The organism is Carboxylicivirga sediminis, from assembly GCF_018156225.1.
In the GTDB taxonomy this organism is placed as follows: domain Bacteria; phylum Bacteroidota; class Bacteroidia; order Bacteroidales; family Marinilabiliaceae; genus Carboxylicivirga; species Carboxylicivirga sediminis.
The window spans coordinates 20,903-40,744 of record NZ_JAGTAR010000023.1; the positions used below are offsets into that span (position 1 = coordinate 20,903).

General features: G+C 41.3%; 20 protein-coding genes. 10 read left to right on the top strand and 10 right to left on the bottom strand.

Features of this window, described 5'->3' with window-relative positions; translation table 11 throughout:
• The first annotated feature begins 29 nt into the window (after positions 1-29).
• Genes nadB through KDU71_RS14630 form a run of 3 tightly spaced genes read left to right on the top strand, consistent with a single transcriptional unit; the run spans position 30 to position 3,683 of the window.
• The gene (gene nadB / locus KDU71_RS14620; protein WP_212191834.1) at positions 30-1,601 is read left to right on the top strand and encodes an L-aspartate oxidase; all 1,572 of its coding nucleotides are present in this window, start codon (positions 30-32) and stop codon (positions 1,599-1,601) included.
• 60 nt (positions 1,602-1,661) lie between these two features.
• Positions 1,662-2,924, top strand: a complete 1,263-nt coding sequence (locus tag KDU71_RS14625) for a glycosyltransferase family 4 protein (protein WP_212191835.1) — start codon at positions 1,662-1,664, stop codon at positions 2,922-2,924.
• A gap of 6 nt (positions 2,925-2,930) precedes the next feature.
• Positions 2,931-3,683: a glycosyltransferase family 2 protein gene (locus tag KDU71_RS14630; RefSeq protein WP_212191836.1), complete on the top strand. Its 753-nt coding sequence runs from the start codon at positions 2,931-2,933 to the stop codon at positions 3,681-3,683.
• 27 nt (positions 3,684-3,710) lie between these two features.
• Here the strand turns inward: KDU71_RS14630 and KDU71_RS14635 are convergent, their stop codons facing one another.
• From KDU71_RS14635 to KDU71_RS14670, 8 genes are all read right to left on the bottom strand, one after another.
• Positions 3,711-4,751: a 3-deoxy-7-phosphoheptulonate synthase gene (locus tag KDU71_RS14635; RefSeq protein WP_212191837.1), complete on the bottom strand. Its 1,041-nt coding sequence runs from the start codon at positions 4,749-4,751 to the stop codon at positions 3,711-3,713.
• A 134-nt stretch (positions 4,752-4,885) separates the two neighbouring features.
• Positions 4,886-5,947 carry a branched-chain amino acid aminotransferase gene (locus tag KDU71_RS14640; RefSeq protein ID WP_317195170.1) on the bottom strand — a complete coding sequence of 354 codons (1,062 nt, stop codon included), beginning with the start codon at positions 5,945-5,947 and terminating at the stop codon, positions 4,886-4,888.
• 70 nt (positions 5,948-6,017) lie between these two features.
• Positions 6,018-6,782, bottom strand: a complete 765-nt coding sequence (locus KDU71_RS14645) for a sulfite exporter TauE/SafE family protein (protein WP_212191839.1) — start codon at positions 6,780-6,782, stop codon at positions 6,018-6,020.
• Positions 6,748-7,422: a TatD family hydrolase gene (locus KDU71_RS14650; protein ID WP_212191840.1), complete on the bottom strand. Its 675-nt coding sequence runs from the start codon at positions 7,420-7,422 to the stop codon at positions 6,748-6,750. Before KDU71_RS14650 ends, KDU71_RS14645 begins: the two co-directional genes overlap by 35 nt.
• Before the next feature lie 24 nt (positions 7,423-7,446).
• Positions 7,447-8,109: a hypothetical protein gene (locus KDU71_RS14655; RefSeq protein WP_212191841.1), complete on the bottom strand. Its 663-nt coding sequence runs from the start codon at positions 8,107-8,109 to the stop codon at positions 7,447-7,449.
• Positions 8,096-8,476, bottom strand: coding sequence for a GntR family transcriptional regulator (locus KDU71_RS14660; RefSeq protein ID WP_212191842.1), 381 nt, complete (start codon positions 8,474-8,476; stop codon positions 8,096-8,098). Before KDU71_RS14660 ends, KDU71_RS14655 begins: the two co-directional genes overlap by 14 nt.
• Positions 8,473-9,249, bottom strand: a complete 777-nt coding sequence (locus KDU71_RS14665; protein WP_212191843.1) for a hypothetical protein — start codon at positions 9,247-9,249, stop codon at positions 8,473-8,475. The genes KDU71_RS14660 and KDU71_RS14665 overlap by 4 nt, the downstream gene beginning before the upstream one ends.
• Before the next feature lie 14 nt (positions 9,250-9,263).
• Complete coding sequence (locus KDU71_RS14670; protein WP_212191844.1) at positions 9,264-10,073, bottom strand: ABC transporter ATP-binding protein; 810 nt, start codon at positions 10,071-10,073, stop codon at positions 9,264-9,266.
• Between the two features lie 207 nt (positions 10,074-10,280).
• Here KDU71_RS14670 and KDU71_RS14675 point away from each other — a divergent pair, with 207 nt between their 5' ends.
• Positions 10,281-11,885: an amidase gene (locus tag KDU71_RS14675; RefSeq protein ID WP_212191845.1), complete on the top strand. Its 1,605-nt coding sequence runs from the start codon at positions 10,281-10,283 to the stop codon at positions 11,883-11,885.
• A gap of 2 nt (positions 11,886-11,887) precedes the next feature.
• Entirely contained in the window at positions 11,888-12,256 is a 369-nt protein-coding gene (locus KDU71_RS14680; RefSeq protein ID WP_212191846.1) for a diacylglycerol kinase family protein, read from the top strand.
• A gap of 67 nt (positions 12,257-12,323) precedes the next feature.
• Here the strand turns inward: KDU71_RS14680 and typA are convergent, their stop codons facing one another.
• Positions 12,324-14,120, bottom strand: coding sequence for a translational GTPase TypA (typA, locus tag KDU71_RS14685; RefSeq protein WP_212191847.1), 1,797 nt, complete (start codon positions 14,118-14,120; stop codon positions 12,324-12,326).
• 155 nt (positions 14,121-14,275) lie between these two features.
• Between typA and KDU71_RS14690 the strand changes: the two genes are divergently transcribed.
• Positions 14,276-15,601, top strand: coding sequence for a cobyrinate a,c-diamide synthase (locus tag KDU71_RS14690; protein WP_212191848.1), 1,326 nt, complete (start codon positions 14,276-14,278; stop codon positions 15,599-15,601).
• 13 nt (positions 15,602-15,614) lie between these two features.
• Here the strand turns inward: KDU71_RS14690 and KDU71_RS14695 are convergent, their stop codons facing one another.
• Entirely contained in the window at positions 15,615-16,355 is a 741-nt protein-coding gene (locus KDU71_RS14695; protein ID WP_212191849.1) for a tRNA lysidine(34) synthetase, read from the bottom strand.
• 145 nt (positions 16,356-16,500) lie between these two features.
• Here KDU71_RS14695 and glsA point away from each other — a divergent pair, with 145 nt between their 5' ends.
• The 4 genes from glsA to KDU71_RS14715 all read left to right on the top strand — a co-directional run bounded on the left by glsA (position 16,501) and on the right by KDU71_RS14715 (position 19,818).
• Positions 16,501-17,535, top strand: a complete 1,035-nt coding sequence (gene glsA / locus KDU71_RS14700; RefSeq protein WP_212191850.1) for a glutaminase A — start codon at positions 16,501-16,503, stop codon at positions 17,533-17,535.
• Positions 17,536-17,538: 3 nt separating this feature from the next.
• Positions 17,539-18,747 carry a DcaP family trimeric outer membrane transporter gene (locus KDU71_RS14705; RefSeq protein WP_212191851.1) on the top strand — a complete coding sequence of 403 codons (1,209 nt, stop codon included), beginning with the start codon at positions 17,539-17,541 and terminating at the stop codon, positions 18,745-18,747.
• 75 nt (positions 18,748-18,822) lie between these two features.
• Complete coding sequence (locus KDU71_RS14710) at positions 18,823-19,305, top strand: DUF1905 domain-containing protein (RefSeq protein ID WP_212191852.1); 483 nt, start codon at positions 18,823-18,825, stop codon at positions 19,303-19,305.
• A 6-nt stretch (positions 19,306-19,311) separates the two neighbouring features.
• The gene (locus tag KDU71_RS14715; protein WP_212191853.1) at positions 19,312-19,818 is read left to right on the top strand and encodes an O-acetyl-ADP-ribose deacetylase; all 507 of its coding nucleotides are present in this window, start codon (positions 19,312-19,314) and stop codon (positions 19,816-19,818) included.
• Positions 19,819-19,842 lie beyond the last annotated feature (24 nt).

A 19,842-nucleotide genomic window follows, 5' to 3' on the forward strand; every position in this document is an offset into this window, starting at 1 on the left:
ACATTTGTAGGCAGGACAAAGAATTTCTGATGAGAAGACAATTTGATTTTTTAGTGATTGGTTCGGGTATTGCAGGCCTTAGCTATGCACTAAAAGTGGCAAAACACGGTTCGGTGGCTGTTATTAGTAAGACTGAACTCAAAGAGACTAATACTGCTTATGCTCAGGGAGGTATTTCTTCAGTAACCTATGCGCCAGATTCATTTGAGAAACACATTGAGGATACCTTGATTGCCGGTGACGGTGTGTGCGACTTTGAAGCCGTAAAAAAGGTGGTGGAAGAAGCACCGGAACAAATTCATCAATTACTTTCCTGGGGAACTAATTTTGATAAGGATGAAGAAGGGCGTTTTGATCTTCATCGGGAAGGCGGACATTCAGAGTTTCGCATTCTTCACCATAAAGATAATACGGGTGCTGAAATTCAGCGAGCTTTAATCAATGAGGTAAAGAATCACCCTTCCATTGCTGTCTTCGAAAATCATTTTGCTGTCGATGTGATTACGCAGCATCACCTGGGCAAAGTAACTGAGCCCTGGATGCGTGATATCGAGTGTTACGGTGCTTACGTTTTGAACAAGAATAATGGCAGTATAGAAACTTTTCTGGCCAAAACAACCATGATGGCAACAGGCGGTATTGGCAGTGTGTACCAAACAACCACCAACCCGCTCATTGCTACGGGTGATGGCATTGCGATGGTATTCAGGGCCAAGGGAATTATTGAAAATATGGAGTTTGTTCAGTTTCACCCAACGGCACTTTATAATTTGTCCGAACGACCATCATTTCTTATTACCGAAGCCATGCGCGGCTATGGTGGTATCTTGCGTCGTCAGAATGGTGACGAATTTATGCAAAACTATGATGAGCGTGGTTGCCTGGCTCCTCGCGACATAGTTGCACGTGCCATCGATAATGAACTTAAAAACCGAGGCGAAGAGTTTGTATACCTGGATGTAACCCATAAACCGGCTGAAGAAACGCGAGAGCACTTTCCTAATATTTACCAGAAGTGTTTGTCGCAAGGCATTGATATTACAAAAGATATGATACCGGTTGTGCCGGCAGCACACTATCTGTGTGGCGGTATTAAGGTTGATCTCAAAGGGCGCAGCTCTATTAATAACCTTTATGCTGCAGGAGAGTGCTCTTCTACAGGTTTGCATGGCGCTAATCGTTTGGCTAGTAATTCGTTAATAGAGGCATTGGTGTTCTCAAATGCTGCTGCTCTTGATGCTGCCGAAAATATCAAACATATAGAATTTAATCAGCGCATACCCGACTGGAACGATGAAGGAACTTCACACCCTGAGGAGATGATACTCATAACTCAATCCAATAAAGAGGTGCAGCAAATTATGAGTAAGTACGTGGGGATTGTCCGCTCAAAAATCCGCTTAAACCGTGCTTACGATCGTCTTGAAGTGTTGTATCGCGAGACGGAGGCTTTATACCAGTCATCGAAGGTGTCGGAGAAGATATGTCATTTACGCAATAAAATTAATGTTGGCTACCTGATTATTAAAATGGCCCGTAAAAGAAAAGAAAGCCGGGGCTTGCATTATAATATTGACTTTCCTGATAAGCTTGAAGATTAATAGGTTTGGTTGGTTTGTCAGAATTACTACTTTTATGGGCTGAAAACCAGAACTACTACATTGAAAATTCTTCAAATTAATAAAACAGATGCTGGTGGCGGTGCCGCAGTGGCCGCTAACCGACTCAATCGGGCGCTTCGAAACAATGGCGTTGAGTCAAAATTACTGGTGCAGGATTTACGACGCGACGAAGAAGGTGTATATGCTGTCGATAAAGGCTTTGCCTACAGGCAAAAAGCCTTCGCTCGATTTGCCTGGGAGCGCCTGACATTCCTGCCATATGAGCGCAATGCATCTGTCCGTTTTGCCTTCTCGCCAGCGAATACGGGAATTGATATTTCACAACATCCACTGGTTCAGGAGGCTGATGTTATTCATTTACATTGGGTCAATCAGGGATTTTTGTCCATCGAGACTTTAGGGAAGTTGCTATCATCAGGTAAGCCGATAGTTTGGACCCAACACGATATGTGGAGCTTCACAGGTGGCTGCCATTACGCTGGTACCTGCTTTGAATTTTTGGAATTCTGCTCCTATTGCCCGTTTCTGAAAAAACCAGGTAAAAAAGATTTATCGGCTCAGCTCTTTGCAAAGAAACGGAAAATATACAATGAATCGCCTTTAAGTATTGTTGCATGTAGTAAGTGGTTAAGAACTCTTTCACAGGAAAGTAAGCTTTTAAGGAGAAAGGAGTTTTATAATATTCCTAATCCGATAGACACCAGCTTTTATACACCTCGCAATAGACAGGAAGCACGAGAGAGATTACAACTGCCGCAGGATAAAAAGCTGTTGTTATTTGGTGCGGCCAATGTTAATGATCCGCGCAAAGGGATGCGCTATTTCATTGAGGCACTAAGCATTTTGGCCGAGAACTTTCCCCTGGTTAAGGAAGAGACTGAGCTGGTGGTATTTGGCAAAATGAATGCTGAAACAGCCAAGTTGTTTCCGTTTAAAACGCACTCGTTTAAGTTTGTTTCTAATCCTGATACTTTGGTTGACTTGTACAGTGCTTCAGATTGTTATGTATTACCATCGTTACAGGATAATTTACCCAACACGGTGATGGAGTCGTTGGCATGTGGTACGCCAGTTGTTGGTTTTAGTATTGGTGGCGTGCCAGAAATGGTTACGCATAATCAATCGGGCTATCTGGCTGAAGTGAAGAATTCGCTCAGTCTGGCAACAGGCATTTATGAAGCGCTTTTTATTGCCGATCAGGAAATGCTTAGGAGCCATGCGCGTCAAAAAGCACTTGACTGTTATGCCGAAAAGGTAGTGGCCGGGCAGTATATCGACTTGTACAAATCATTATTAAAGTAGAAGTTGATGAAGAAGCCTCTTATTAGCATTATTACAATTGTTTATAATGGGATTGATACACTTAAAAAAACCATTGACAGCATCGCTTGTCAGGATTATAATGGTATCGAATATATTGTTGTTGATGGCCGCTCCAATGATGGAACTATTGATTTAATTAAAGCTAATCAATCCATTATATCAAAATGGGTTAGTGAGTCAGATGAAGGCTTGTATGATGCTATGAATAAGGGACTGGATATGGCATCGGGTGATTATGTCTGGTTTATAAATTCAGGTGATGAAATTTACCATAGGTATACGATAAGTCAAATGGTTGATGGGTTTGGAGATGTATTCCCGGATGTTGTGTATGGCGATACGGTGATGATTGATGCTGAAGGAAGTGAGATTGGCGAGCGTCGGCTTAAGCCACCTGTGAACCTTAGTTGGGAAGATTTCCGGAATGGGATGTTGGTCAGTCATCAATCCATTTTGGTATCAACAAAAATAGCTGCTAAATACAATATAAAGTATCGGTTTTCAGCTGATTATGAGTGGTGCCTGAAAGCGCTGAAGGCTGCCAATTCAGTACATAATTCTAATCAAATCCTTTCGCGTTTTCTGGATGGTGGGTTAACCAAGCAAAACATTGTGCCAGGTTTAAAAGAACGATTCGACATTATGCGGCGAAATTTTGGACTATTACCAACCGTAGTAAGGCATATTCCCATCGGACTGCGTTTTTTAAAATATGTTGCCATAAACAGGCGTTTCTAGCTGTATTTCAGCTCAGGAGAGAAAAGACTAGATTGTATTAGCTAATTCCTTCAGTAGATCTTCCGTTTCGTCCCAACCAATGCACTCATCGGTGATGGAAACACCATATTGTAATTCAGAAGTATTTGATAGTTTCTGACAGCCAAAATGTAGATTGCTTTCAATCATTACGCCCATAATGGATTTATTACCGGCTTTGATTTGCCCTGCGATATCTTTTGCTACTCTGGCCTGGTTGACAGCTTTTTTACCGCTGTTAGCATGGCTGCAGTCTACCATTATTCTGGGCTCAAGTCCGGCTGCTTTCAGTTTTTGCTCGTATTCAGCAATGTGTTTGGCTGAATAGTTAGGAGTTTTTCCACCTCTTAAAATGATGTGGGAGTTAGGGTTACCTTTTGTCTTTACAACCGCTACTTTACCTTCTGGATTAATGCTGACAAAGTTGTGTGGTGCTGCCACCGATTCCCGCGCGTTAATGGCGATATCTATGCTGCCATTGGTGCCATTTTTAAAGCCAACAGCTGATGATAAACCACTAGCCATGTTACGGTGACTTTGTGACTCTGTTGTGCGTGCGCCTATGGCCGTCCATGAGAATAAATCCTGGATGTATTGAGGGGTCACAATATCTAAAGCTTCACCGGCAGCGGGCAGGCCAAGTTCTGCCACATATAAAAGCAGTTCACGGGCCATCTTCAAACCATCTTCCACCTGGCAGCTGTCATCAAGGTGTGGATCGTTAATCAAACCTTGCCAGCCTACTGTTGTGCGGGGTTTTTCAAAATATACTCGCATCACCAGATATAGCTTTTCACTTACTTCGTCTGCCAGTTTTTTTAAGCGACGGGCATATTCTTTGGCTGCATCAATATCATGAATAGAGCAGGGCCCAACCACCACAAGCAGGCGCTTGTCTTTGCGATGAAGAATACGCTTCACGGTATTTTGGCCGTCTAATATGGTTTTGGTAGTGAGATCGGTGAGCGGGTATAGTTGCTTCAGTTTATCGGGTGTGATAATCGGTTCTTCAGCAATTATATTCAGGTTTTCGATACGTAAGTCAGTCATAGTTGCAGAGTATTGGAGAGCAAAGGTAATACAGTTACTGAGATTTATGAAACTGAATAGCTGACAGATTGTTTGATTGCGTGCATAAAAAAACCGCAGCTTGCGCCGCGGTTCTTATATTGTTATATAATTGTTTATTCAACAACAGTTACCCAGTTGTGAGTATCTGGCTCATCGCCATATTGAATAGCTCGCAACTTGTTGTATAGTTTTTCTGAAATAACTCCAGGCTTACCATCTTTGCTGAATACATATGAAGTGCCTGTTTCAATATCATCAATTTTACCAATTGGGCTGATGACTGCAGCTGTACCACATGCACCTGCTTCTTCGAAAGTTGATAATTCTTCCAAAGGCACCTGGCGACGTTCTACGGTCATGCCCATGTCTTCTGCCAACTGGCAAAGGCTCATGTTGGTAATTGACGGCAGGATAGATTCTGACTTTGGTGTTACATAAGTGTTATCTTTAATACCAAAGAAGTTAGCCGGGCCACACTCGTCAATGTATTTCTTTTCTTTGCTATCAAGGAACAAAACGGCCGAATAACCATTCTCATGGGCCTCATGACCGGCACGTAAACTGGCTGCGTAGTTGCCACCCACTTTAATGTTACCTGTGCCTAGTGGCGCAGCGCGATCATACTTGCGCGAAATCATCATGTTGGTTGGTTTGAAGCCGGCCTTGAAGTATGGACCAACAGGCATTACAAATACCATAAATAAATATTCGTCGGTTGGTGCTACACCAATTTTGGCACCAGTTCCAACCAATAGTGGGCGAATGTATAATGATGCACCTGATTCGTATGGTGGAACAAATCGTTTGTTTAGCTCAACCGCTTTCAATACAGCATTAACAAATATATCTTCAGGAATTGGAGCCATCATGGTGCCAACGGCAGAGTTGTACATACGTTTGGCATTCTCTTCAATGCGGAACAGGCGTGTTTTGCCATCTTTCCCTTTAAAGGCTTTCAATCCTTCAAATGCTTCCTGTCCGTAGTGTAAGCCAGTGGCTGCCATATGAATGCTTACCTGATCAGAAGAGTGTACTTCCAGTTCACCCCATTTGCCATCGCGATAGTAGCATCTTACGTTGTAATCTGTCTTCATGTAGCTGAAAGACAAGTCGCTCCAATTGATATCGTTCATTTCGGTATGATTTAGTACTTGTGTTATTTTATATTTAAGGATGGTAAAGGTACAATATTCAACTTATAATTTAAATGATAAAAGGCATCTGTTGTGCCTATCCTGCTGTTCACTATTTGAAAAACAAAAAGATAGCTGATAACAATGTGATAGTATATATTAAAAATCGATAAGGTTTTTCAGGAATATGACCAACAATTCTTTTACCAACGAAGGTGCCGGTGATTAACACCGGAATCATAATCAGGTTGAGGTGAAGTGTTTGCCAGTTAATAGTTTGCCAGCTGACAATATGAAAAGGTACTTTAAATGAGTTGAGCAGTAGATAGAACCAGGCCCCTGTACCAATATAAGCAGCCTTCGGTAAACGCATTGATAGCAGGTATAAATTAAAAATTGGGCCGGCAGCGTTGCCAATCATAGTGGCAAAGCCACCAGACAAACCCAGTCCGTTTGAAAAGACCTTTGAGTTTGAAATGTTTACTTTTCCCTTAAATTCATTATAGAGAAGTAGTCCTACGCAAATTAGGATGGCTGTGCCCATGGTCTGTTTAAATTGGGCATCGCTAATTTTAGATCCCACAAAAACCGCTATTAAAATGCCGATTACTGCCGGCGGGATTAGTTTTAAAATCAGTTTGATATTTGCGCTCTTATAGAAGAAACGTAGGGCCATTATATCGCCGGCCAGCAAGCAGGGTAATAGAATGCCTACCGATGCTTTGCCGCCATAGAAATGCGCAAATAATGGAATAACAAACATGGACAGGCCTTTAAGCCCGGCTTTTGAAGCGCCAATGAAAAATGCTGCCAGAATGGTGATGCTCCAGGTGGTCCAGTCGCTATTTAATGGATTGATGAATTCGTGTATCGACATTGAATAAGTACTTAAAATTATCCTGAATAATTTCTTGTAATTGAATTAATTCAAGATTTAATACGTTTGAAGCTTTTTCATAAATGGATTCAATGCGAAGCTGTGGATTGTCATCTGTCTCCAAAAATAGTCGATTGTGCGGAATAAATGGCAAGGATTGGAGCACCTTTGAGTGCTTTTTTAATAGTGATGCGCCAACAGAAAAGTAAAAACCATGTTTCAGGGCTTGTTCCATCGTTTCTTTTGAAGCATTAAAGCCATGAAATATCCAGGGTTGAGAGGGGTGAAGGTCTTTGCGTAATTGAATGATTTCGGAATAGGCTTTTACGCAATGGATAATAAGCGGTAGGCACAAGTGCTCCGATAGTTCAATTTGTGCGATAAATACCTCTTTCTGTATTGATAAATCAGGACCTCTGAGTTTATCTAATCCACATTCGCCAATAGCCAGCAGGTTTTCGTGTGGCTTAATGCTGTTCAGTAGTTCTTTCGATGATTGATTGATGTGCCACGGATGCAGGCCTGTGGAGTGTAAGAGGGTTGGCTCCTGTTTGTGGTATATAGAAGAAGCATCCATATTAACCACTTCTTTAATATGGATGCTTTTAGTCGGGTGATGTGTATGTATGTTAATATACATTCTCTGTTATTGCCATACTTACCGTTAAAAGATTCTGTATCTTGATGATGTGTCGCATTCGGCAGCTAATAAATTAACTTTGTGTAAGGTTACATCTGCTTTATCTTTAGCCGTAAGCTTTACGCGTTCTATTGGCTTGTTGACAATTAAAGTTGCACCGCTTATCTGTGCATCAAGTTCTTGTATTTGTTTGGAAGATACAATAGTTCTTGATTTTTCATGTGAAGTAAGTTGTACGAAATTAATGGCGCTACTTCTCTGTATCTGAAATTGACCCTGATGAAGATTGGTTATCTGAATGCTATCTTGTTGTATATCAATATTAACCGAACCGCCATTGTTGACGATGGTATTGATGTTGCTGACATTTATGTTATAACTCAATCTTGATTTGCTTGATGCAGACGATTTTAAAATCAGGGTGTCGGCAATAATTTCAAACGGTTTACCAATAACTGAGTCTTTTTCATAGGTGTATTGCAACTTGCCAATGGAATCCGTTCTTAAATTAACACTGTTTCCTGACTGAATTAAAACTACGTGAATGTTGCTTAACTCAGACTCTATGGTTTCGAGCTGCTCATTGCTGTTAAAATGGTTTGGTCTTTCAATAGTTATCATAAATGAGAGAAGAAATGCTACCACAACCGACAGAAAGCTGATTAGAATTATCTTACTTGTTTTCATCTTCGTTCTCTTTAAGCTGGTTAAACAAAGGCTCTAATTCAGTCTTAGTAATGCGCAGTAATTTAACCTGCTGTATGAAGGTAGGAAGTATTTCTTTTGTGAATTCTTCTTTGCGAAATTCTCTGATTGTATCCGGTGCATTTTCGGTTACAAAATACCCAATGCCTCTTCGGTTTTCCACAATGTTACTATGTTGTAATTCTAAAAATGTTCTCATAATAGTGTTTTGGTTAACGCCTAGTTGCGTGGCCAGTTGTCTAACTGATTGAACTTTATCTCCTGGCGCATAGTCTCCCGACAAAATGCGCTCACATATATTGTCGGCTATCTGTTGAAAGATACCTTTGTTGTTCTTAAACTCCATCATGCTATCTCTTTTTCTTTCACCCTATAAAAGGCATAAGCCAATGTGGTGATTAATAATGCTATTTCAACTCCTATCAGATAGTATACTGTATTTTCGTTGTTCTCAAATACCGCAAACCATGGTATTCTGCCATTCTTGTAAATTTCAACCCATCCTATTATGATGTAGAAATAAAAAATAATGATGCCGGCAACAGCACCTAGTATCAGCAGGGTTTTGATCAATGGCTGTTTTCGAAAAACTGTTGCACCGGTAAACAATACCGATTGGTGTATCAGTCCTGTAAGTATGATGCTTACAATTGCAAAAAACAGGTCGTCGTGATCTATTTGGCTAAAAATGGCCCAAAGCCTAAACCCTTCAATGTTAGATTGTGGAAAATACCATAAGGCTAATTCCGTTGCCAGGCGCGAGCTGATGTAGAAAATTACGGGTAGCACAATCCATGGTGCAATAATTCTAATGATGAGGTTTAAAGTAAATTTCTCAGTAACAGAACAGGGTAAAAGCAAGAAGTCAAACGTTTTCTCCTTACTCCTAAAGGCCGGAAATGCATATGCGGCAAATGGCAGGGCAATGGCCGAATTGAGTATGATAAAAAACGGTAGCCATTCCATCGTAGCAATATAGGCATTGTTGAAAGTAAATATTAATAAAATAAGCGTGTAGCCAATAAAGATAGAAGCCAATGCCAATGCCAGAGTTTTACCTGCGAGTTGGTATTGCTGTTTTAGTAGCTTGCCAAATCTGTTAATATTAAACGTGTTATTCATGATTAAGGGTTTTCTTAGTTAAACTTAACACCATCGTTGATGGCATTAAACAATAGTTCGATGTCCACTTCTGATGTGTTGCCGTTAGCCGCTGTTACAACCTTATAGCCCATAGGATTAAGTTCGCTGTAAAGGACCTGTTCGGGCAGGTGACTCACAATTTTAAAATCGTATTTCTCAGATAGATCAATGATGGTGTTGTTAAAAATAATTCGCCCATTATCAACCAATAATATCTTGTCAATCAATGTTTCTACATCTTTTACCTGGTGTGTTGAAATAAGTACTGTTTGATCATCTTCCAATGCGCCTGCTACCATCTGTCTAAAGATAGCTTTTGATGGAATATCAAGTCCGTTCGTTGGTTCATCTAAAATAATCACCTGGCACTTTGTGGATAGGGCGAAGGCTATTCGGAATTTCTTTTTCTGTCCGTGACTCATTTTAGAGAGCACTTTGTTTTGATCTAACTCAAACTGCTTAATCAGATCATTAAATAATGTGCGGTCGAATCGCGGATAGAAACCTGCGTGCGCCTCAACGAATTTGAATATTTTTACCGTTGGCATTATAAATTCCTCAGGCACAAAGTAAATCTGCTCCAGAAATTCTGGTGAACGCTTGATGGGTATTTGACCATTGACTGTTATTTCTCCTGCGTTAGGAGTGAGTAATCCGCTAATCAGTTGTAGTAAAGTGGTTTTTCCAGCGCCGTTTTTCCCTAGCAAACCAATGATTTGACCAGCTCCTTCTTCAAGTGATAAATCCTTGAAGAGTGGAGCTTGTTTTTTGTAAGCAAAACTTAGGTTATTGATTGTAATCATTTAGAGTTGTTTTACTGTTATAGTGAAATAGTACACTACAAATGTAAATGGATTTTTTTAATTTCCAAATGTTTTAAGTTGTTTTTCTTAGTTTATGAGAATTAGCCATTTAATAGCATTGTGATATTCTAGTGAAATATGTCATTCGGTTTTGCTGGCATTTGACAAATCATTATTTTTCACAATTATTAAAAAAATCTACCCACTATGAAACGTCGTGATTTTCTCTTGAGCTCTGTATTAAGCGCAGTCGGAATAAGCCTGTCTGCCTGCAGTAAACCTGGTCATGCTAATCAGACCAAGCGGACGCATACCGAGGACTTTCCACTATCCGATATAAGTGTTGTTGAACTACAGGAAAAGATGAAATCCGGCGAATTAACATCGGAAGACATAGTGCAATTGTACCTGAACCGCATTGAGCAGATAGATAAAAAGGGACCAGGTATTAATGCAGTAGTTGAGATAAACCCGGATGCTATTGACATTGCCAGAAGTTTAGATGAAGAAAGGAGTTTGGGTAATTTACGAGGACCATTGCACGGCATACCTGTTTTGATTAAAGAAAATATTGATACAGGCGACCAAATGATAACCTCCGCCGGCTCGTTGGCTTTAAACAATCATCGGGCTAAGAAAGATGCGTTTATCGTTTCAAAGCTCAGACAGGCAGGGGCTGTTATTCTAGGCAAAACAAATTTAAGCGAATGGGCCAATTTTCGCTCTACCAACTCAAGCAGCGGGTGGAGTAGCCGGGGTGGCCAAACGCGCAATCCTTATGTGCTTGATCGCACGCCATGTGGTTCTTCTTCAGGTTCGGCTGTGGCTGTGGCAGCTAACTTGGTGCCGTTGGCCGTAGGTACAGAAACGGATGGATCAATTGTATGTCCATCAGGTATTAATGGTGTTGTGGGTATTAAGCCAACAGTGGGTTTACTGTCTCGAACAGGCATTATTCCAATTTCCGATAGTCAGGACACAGCAGGGCCAATGGCTTGTTCTGTAAGAGATGCGGCCTTACTTTTAATGGCCATGGTGGGAGAGGATGAGGCGGATACAGCCACAGCAAATCAGCCTGCACAGGCAGGTATCTATCTTAATTTCGATGATAATGTACTGTCGGGTGCACGAATTGGTTATTTAAGTAAAAGCTCAGCTTTTGATAAACGTGTTTCAGATATTATGAATGAAGTGGTTAATCTCTTAAAAGAAAAAGGAGCTGATGTGATCGAAGTGAAGTTGTCTGAGGAGGTAAATGAACTGGGGCAGTATGAATGGACCTTGCTGCTGTGCGAATTCAAAGATGGCCTTGATAATTATCTGAAATCGCATCCCGAATGTGGTTTTAAGTCGTTGGGCGAACTGATTGAATTCAATAAAAAGAATGCTAATGGTGTGATGCCATGGTTTGATCAAGAGATATTTGAAGCAGCTAATGCAACTAAAGGTTTAGATGATCCCAAATACAAAGTAGCAAAAGAAAAGTGCCTTGAGCTTTCGCGTGATAAAGGCATTGATAAATTGATGGCAGAGCATAATCTGGATGCTATCATAGCACCAACCAATGGGGCGGCATGGTGTATTGATTATGTGAATGGCGATAACTTTGGTGGTGGTAGCTCGCAGTTAGCAGCTGTTTCAGGCTATCCGAGTATAACAGTGCCGGCCGGAGATATTAAAGGCTTGCCCATTGGGGTGTCCTTCTTTGGCTTGCCGTATACTGAAAGTCGTTTGATTCAGATAGCTCATTTGTATGAGAAGGTGAGCAAGAAACGTTTCCAACCCCAATTCATTAATAGCTTGATTCAATAGAAATGAGTGAGCGGTTCTCCATTAAAAAGCGTTTTAGGAGTTTTAAGTTTGCCCTCAATGGCATAAAAATCCTCCTTAAGGAAGAGCATAATGCACGCATTCATCTTTTGGCAGCTATAGGTGTGGTGTTGGCAGGGGTTTATTTTTCCCTTTCGCCAATAGAATGGGTGGCTGTTTTGCTTTGTATCGGATTTGTTTTTGCCATGGAGCTCTTAAATTCAGCCATTGAAGCTTTAGCTGATCTTGTAAGTTCCGAACACTGGGTATTAATTAAAAAGGCCAAGGATATGGCTGCAGCTGCGGTTTTGGTCGCTGCATTAGTGGCTTTTGTGGTTGGCTTGTTAATTTTTCTGCCAAAGTTAATTTCATAAAAAAGGAGATGACTAAACAGCCATCTCCATAGGGTTGCTAACCCGATAATCCAAAAATTACCGGTTATTATTTAGAAGCTCTTTTACGTTCGTGTTCCAAAAGTAATATTTTTCTTAAACGAATATTTGAAGGAGTAACTTCAACGTACTCGTCTCCCTGAATATATTCCAATGCTTCTTCCAAACTGAAACGAATCGGAGGAGCTAGTTTGACTTTATCATCAGCACCTGATGAACGCATGTTGCTCATCTTCTTGGCCTTTGTTACATTGATGGTTAAGTCGCCTTCGCGATTGTTTTCACCAACAACCTGCCCCATGTATACTTCTTCCTGAGGTGCAATAAAGAATTTACCTCTGTCTTGTAGCTTATCCATTCCGTAGGCAATTGAAGTGCCTGACTCAATTGCAATTAAAGAGCCATTAATACGCTTCTCAATTTGACCTTTCCATGGTTGGAATTCGATAAAACGGTGTGCCATAATGGCCTCACCTTGTGTGGCAGTCAGCATATTGCTACGCAAGCCTATGATACCTCGTGACGGAATATTGAACTCTAAATGAACACGGTCACCTTTTTTCTCCATCGATTTTAAATCACCTTTGCGCTGCGAAACCATTTCAATGGCTTTGCCGGAGTGTTCTTCAGGTAAGTCAATGGTTAAATCTTCAACCGGTTCCAGTTTTTCACCAAACTCTTCTTTGATAATTACGCGTGGCTGACCAACCTGTAATTCGTAGCCTTCGCGACGCATGGTTTCAATCAGTACTGATAAGTGAAGCACACCACGGCCATACACATTCCATGCATCGGCAGATTCTGTTTCTTCTACGCGTAGAGCCAGGTTTTTCTCAAGCTCTTTATCCAAACGATCTTTGATGTGGCGCGAGGTAACGTATTTACCGTCTTTGCCAAAGAAAGGAGAGTTGTTAATGGTGAATAACATACTCATGGTAGGCTCATCAATAGCGATTGGTTCCAAAGGCTCCGGATTCTCAAAATCAGCAATGGTATCACCAATGTCGAATCCTTCAACTCCAATTAGTGCGCAAAGCTCACCGCAAGTAACCTGTTCAACTTTAGTGCGCCCTAATCCATCAAATACGTTCAGTTCTTTAATGCGAGTGCGAGTGATGCTGCCATCACGCTTAACAAGGCTCACATCCTGGTTCACTTTTAGCTCGCCACGGTGCAAGCGGCCAATAGCGATACGACCTAAATACTTACTGTGGTCAAGTGATGTAATTTGAAGTTGAGGTGTTCCTTTATTGTATTCTGGTGCCGGTATGTGCTCAATAATTGCATCAAAAATGGCCTCAATATTGTCAGTTTTCTTTTTCCAGTCCGTACTCATCCAGTTTTCTTTGGCTGAACCATAAACGGATGGGAAATCCAGCTGATTTTCTGTTGCATCCAGCGAGAACATCAAATCAAATACATCTTCATGAACCTCTTCAGGACGGCAGTTAGGCTTATCTACCTTGTTGATAACCACAATTGGTTTCAAGCCAAGAGCAATTGCCTTTTGCAGCACAAATCGAGTTTGCGGCATGGGACCTTCAAAGGCATCAACCAGCAGCAGTACACCATCGGCCATGTTTAATACTCGTTCAACCTCGCCTCCAAAATCGGAGTGACCAGGGGTGTCAATGATGTTAATTTTAACACCATTCCACATTACCGACACATTTTTAGATAGAATTGTGATGCCGCGCTCACGCTCCAAATCGTTGTTGTCCATTATGAGCTCACCAACTTCCTGGTGCTCTTTAAACAGCTTACCGGCCATTAACATCTTGTCAACCAGTGTAGTTTTGCCGTGGTCAACGTGTGCGATGATGGCTACGTTTCTAATCTCTTGCATAGCTAAAATCCAAATGAGCCGCAAAGGTACTGCTATTTTTTGGGATACAGCATCATACGATGTTAAAAAAGACATGAAGGTTTTAAATATTGAGAATGATTCGTAGTGGATTTCTATATCTTTGGCGCGCAGAAGCTGTAACAAATACCTAACAAATGAAGCATTCTTTTTTAATAGCGGCACCATCCAGTAATTCTGGAAAAACTATTGTTACACTGGGCCTTATAATGGCTCTTCGGAATCTTAACTTCAATATCCAGCCCTTTAAATGTGGTCCTGACTATATTGATCCTTTGCACCATAGCCAGGTCGCTGGAGTCCAATCCTATAATTTAGATGTTTGGATGTCGGATGAAGCGCATATAAATGCTGTGTATGGGGAACAAATGCAAAAGGCCGACATAGGCATAGTTGAAGGTGTTATGGGGTTGTTTGATGGTGCTAAAAAGGATACAGGTAGTTCAGCAGAAATAGCACGTATTCTTGATTTGCCAGTAGTGTTAGTGGTTAATGCTGCAGCAACAGCTTATTCTGTCGCGCCTTTGCTGTATGGTTTTAAAAATTTCAATAAAAACATTAGGGTTGAGGGGGTTATCTTTAATAAGGTGTCGGGCGATTCACATTATCAGTTTTTAAAAGAAGCAGCAGAGGATGCTGGTGTTGTTGCTTTAGGATATATACCAAAAAATGATAAGTTGACATTGGAGTCGCGCCATTTGGGCTTGTCGTTAACCGAGAATGATCAGATGCTTTTGGCGGTTGATGAGGCAGCAAAGCTCATAGAGCAACACGTCAACCTGGAGCATCTTTTACAGATTACTCAAAGGGAAATAGTTTCGTTTAGCAACGAAGAAAGACCCGTGCGTAAAAAGGAGATTAGGATTGCAATTGCCCAGGATGAGGCATTTAATTTTATGTATCCGGCCAATGTTGATCGACTAAAAGAAATAGGTGATATAATGTATTTTAGTCCATTGTATGATAATGACATAACAGAATGTGAGTTACTTTGGTTTCCGGGTGGTTACCCTGAGTTATTTGCGCCACAATTGGCAGCAAATACTGATATGTTGAATGCCATCAGACGATTTGAGAAGTTGGGTGGCAGGATTGTAGCTGAGTGCGGAGGCATGATGTACATGGGTAAATCAGTTGAGCTAAAAGATGGCTCGGTTCATCCAATGCTTGGCCTAATTGACTATGAAACTTCAATAAGGAACATGAAGCTGAAGTTGGGGTATCGCTCTGTGGAGATCGATAGACAACTGTTTAAGGGGCATGAGTTTCACTATTCAACAGTCAGCAACGACTGTGCTGAAAAAGCTGATGCTTGGGTACAAACTGCCAGAGGTGCAACAGCAGACATGGCCATCTATCGTACAAACAATATTTGGGCGTCCTATTTTCATATCTATCTTGGTGAAAAGGATAAGATGGAGAACTTTATACAAATGATGTTGCGAGGCGGTTCACCCATGTGAATAGCTTGTTCAATTAGGGCAGGTACTCAAAATCAATTTTCTTCATCGAGTTAAAGATGTTAATGCGCGCTTTAGGATTAATGCTGGTCATTTGATCAATAATTCTGCGTGCTTTAAGCCGGATAGTATGATCTTCATATGGGCATTCGCGTTTTAGTGACTGAAATCCCTGAAGGGTAGCATAGTTTTTCATTTCTTCATTGGTTAACAGGGTTAAAGGACGAATTACCTTAAGTTTGTTTTCAAACATATTAAGACTTGCTGGGATGGAAGAAATGTTGGCATGCTGAGCCATGTTCATTACCAAAGTTTCGACGGCATCATCCAGATGATGACCAAATGCGAGAGTTTTAATGCCAAGGGAATGAGTAAGTTTAAAAAGTTCTTTTCTGCGGTTTCTTGAGCACGCAAAACAAGGCTTCTTCTTGCCAGCTGTTTCCAGGTTGGCCCTTGTTGTAACCAGGTGCAGGGTAACATTCAGTTCAGTGCAGAATGATTGCAGCCAGTCAACATCAATCTGGTACGGCACGTCTTCTGTAATGATATGTGCTGCATGTAATTCGTAATCAATGGGCAGTCCCTTACGTCTGTTGGATAGGATCTCCAAAAGGGCCAGACTGTCTTTGCCACCCGAAACGGCTACCATCACTTTATCATCGGCCTCGATCATTTGATATTGATTAATGGCTTTCCCTGCAGTTTGCCGGACCTTCTGAATAAATGCCTGCTCTTGTTTAGTGTGCTTTTTCAACATGCCGCAAAGATAAAATAAATCCGATTTTAGTTAGTTCAGACCTGATTGATGAGCAGTAAGTGTGCTGTGAAGAGTTGCGCGTGAGTGATTGTTTCAATACCTTTCTGGAAAATTAGTAGTAAAATAATTCCCTATCTTAATTATTATGATGAAGAAAACTTACCTGGGGCTACTGGTGTTCTGTTTGTCTTTCACACTGGTAGAAGCTCAGGTTGAAAAAAGTCCTGTTGCGCCCGATTACAATAAGCTGCAGCAGATTATTGATGAAGCGTACAAGCTGTTCGAGAATGATTCAGCCGGTGCTCCGGCCGATTATATACCAGAATTGGCGAGAGTTGAACCTGACTTATTCGGTATTAGTGTGGTCACTGTTGATGGGCGTGTATTTAGTGCAGGTCATGTTGAGCATTGTTTCTCCATTCAGTCTATTTCTAAGGTGTTTACACTCGCCATGGTAATGGAACAACTTGGTCAACAGGCTATTTTAGAAAAGCTAGGTGCTGAACCTACTGGCTTGCCTTTTAATTCCGTTACGGCTATTGAGCAACAAGCTACCAGGGTTGGAAATCCATTGGTTAATGCAGGTGCCATCGCTACCACCAGTCTGTTGGAAGGTAAATCTGCAGCTGCCAAGTGGAAGAATATTCTTGCTTTTTATAGTGCTTGTGCCGGCGAAGAGTTGGAGCTACTCAAAGACATTTATGAATCTGAAGCTGCCACAAATGCTAGAAATCAAGCCATAGCCCGCCTGCTGGATGCCTATGGGGTAATGTATGACGATCCCGAGAAGGCTGTTGATGTATATACGCGCCAGTGCTCTGTTGGAATAACGACTAAACAGCTGGCTGCTATGGGGGCAACGTTAGCTGCCGGTGGAATTAATCCATTTACAGGTGTTGAGGTGATGAATGCTGAAAATATCCCTCAGATATTATCAATCATGCTGTCATGTGGTATGTATGATTATTCCGGAACATGGTCATACCTGACAGGTTTGCCTGCTAAAAGCGGAGTTGGAGGGGGGATTGTGGCTGTTGTACCCGGGAAAGGTGCCATTGCTGCTTTTTCACCACGGTTAGACGGTGCTGGTAATAGTATTCGTGCACAAAAGGCAATTGCCTATATCTCTCAGCAGCTGAATATTAATATTTTTGATCCACAATCGGTAGGTGTAGAATAAGCTATGGATAGAGTAAAAATGATAGTCCGTTATGCATCGGTTGCACTATTGTCTCTTGCGCCCTTGTTTGCCAATGGTCAGGATGAAGCATTAACGCTGAGGATGTATGGCCATGCCATGCTGGATATGGGTTATAACTTTCATCAGATTAATTCTGACTGGAGTGACGTGGTTCGACCTTCGCAGCTGCCTTCTTTTAAAAATGAATACGGAGCGAATGGTAATACATACTTTGGGGTGAGGCAAACGCGCTTTGGTGTTGAAAGTGTTGTTCCCAATTCTATGGGTAAACTTAAGGTGTTATTTGAGTTTGAGTTGATGGGAACGGGCGTGGATGCCGGACAAACAACTTTTCGATTGAGGCATGCCTATGGTGAGCTGGGGCAGTTTGGCGCCGGACAATACTGGAGTCCTTTTATGGATATTGATGTATTTCCAAATACACTGGAATACTGGGGGCCTTCGGGTATGGTGTTTTTTAGAAATATTCAGTTTCGCTGGATGCCATTAAAAGGGGATGATAAGCTGACTTTTGCATTGGAGCGGCCTGGGGCCAGTGCCGATGGCGGTATTTATGCCGATAAGATACAGTTGCGCAATGTGCATTTCCGGTTTCCTGTGCCCGATTTCTCTGCTGAATTTCGCAAGGCATTCTCATGGGGATATCTCGAAGTGGCCACCATGCTCCGTTACATTGAGTGGGAAGATATTGAACCGGACGATAATATCAACTTGTCTGATAATGCTTTTGGTTGGGGCGTTAATCTTAGTTCTAATGTGCATTTTTCTGCTTCAACAACTGGTCGATGTCAAGTGGTCTATGGCGAAGGTATACAAAACTATATGAATGATGGAGGCACAGATATAGGTATTGCTCATAATGTTGATGATGAATCGAAACCGATTAAAGGAGTTGCCCAGCCAGTTTTAGGTGTTGTGGCGTTTGTTGATCAACAATGGACTGAGAAATTTACATCATCAGCAGGGTTCTCCATTTTAGATATTACTCATGCAGATGCCCAGTCACCCGATACGTATGCGCAGGGACAATATGCTCTCGCTAATCTACTTTATCATCCTGTTGAAAATGTGGTCACAGGTGTTGAGTTGCAATATGGAAAACGGAAAAACTATTCTGATGGCTTTACATCTGATTTAGTTAAAGTTCAGTTTTCTTTTAAGTATATCTTTTCAGCCAGTTTGGTCAAATAAAGCTATTTGTTAGTTGAATGATTATTATTGAGAGAAGCCGTTGTGCTTCTCTTTTTTGTTTGAGAACTTTGGGTGATGGGTTTGTCGAATAAAACAGCGTTGGTTGATAAAAAGTACTTGCTGAAGAAATTTCCCGGGAAGGGAGGTTGGACTTATGCCGAGATCCCGGAAGTTGCGCCAGATAAGCATGCCTGGTTTAACTGGGTAAAGGTGCATGGTTCTATTGATGGCTATTTGATTAAACATGCCCGATTAATGCCTTTGGGCAACGGGCAATTGTTTTTACCGATAAAGGCAGCTATTCGAAAAGCAATAGGCAAGGAAGCCGGTGATTGGGTGCATATTATTTTGTATCCTGATAATATGTCAGTTGAAGTACCGCAAGAGTTGATTGATTGTTTAGATTTGGAAAACAGTAAATTGATTGGTGAATTTGTAAAGCAAAGTGCCAATCAGCAGCAGGAGATTATTGATTGGATATACACTGCTAAAAAAGATGAAACTAAAGCGCGTAGAATCAATAAAGTGATTGATTACCTGCAGCAAAAGATAAAATAATTAGCTATGGATATACAATTATTGAGAGGCGATATAACGCGCGTTGAGGTAGAGGCTATTGTTAATGCAGCTAATTCAGGCCTCTTTGGCGGAGGAGGTGTCGACGGAGCTATTCATAGGGCAGGAGGCAGTGCCATTATGGAGGAGTGTAAAATTATAAGGTCCAAACAAGGTGGTTGCCCAACAGGACAGGCTGTTTTCACTTCGGCAGGTAATATGCCGTATCGCTATGTTATTCATACGGTTGGTCCGGTTTGGAGAGGTGGTGCTGATGGAGAGCCTGAATTATTAAAAGCTTGTTATACTAATTCTTTAAAGTTAGCAGATGAATTGAATATCATCTCTTTAGCTTTTCCTAATATTAGCACTGGTGTATATGGCTATCCAAAACAACTGGCGGCAGAAATGGCCATTGATGCGGTGGGAAGCTATCGGAGCAAAAGTATCAGGCAAGTGGTTTTTGTGTGCTTCGATGAAGAAAACTATTCCCTGTATCAACAGCTTATTTCATGAGCTGCATAAATTATTTTTATTTCT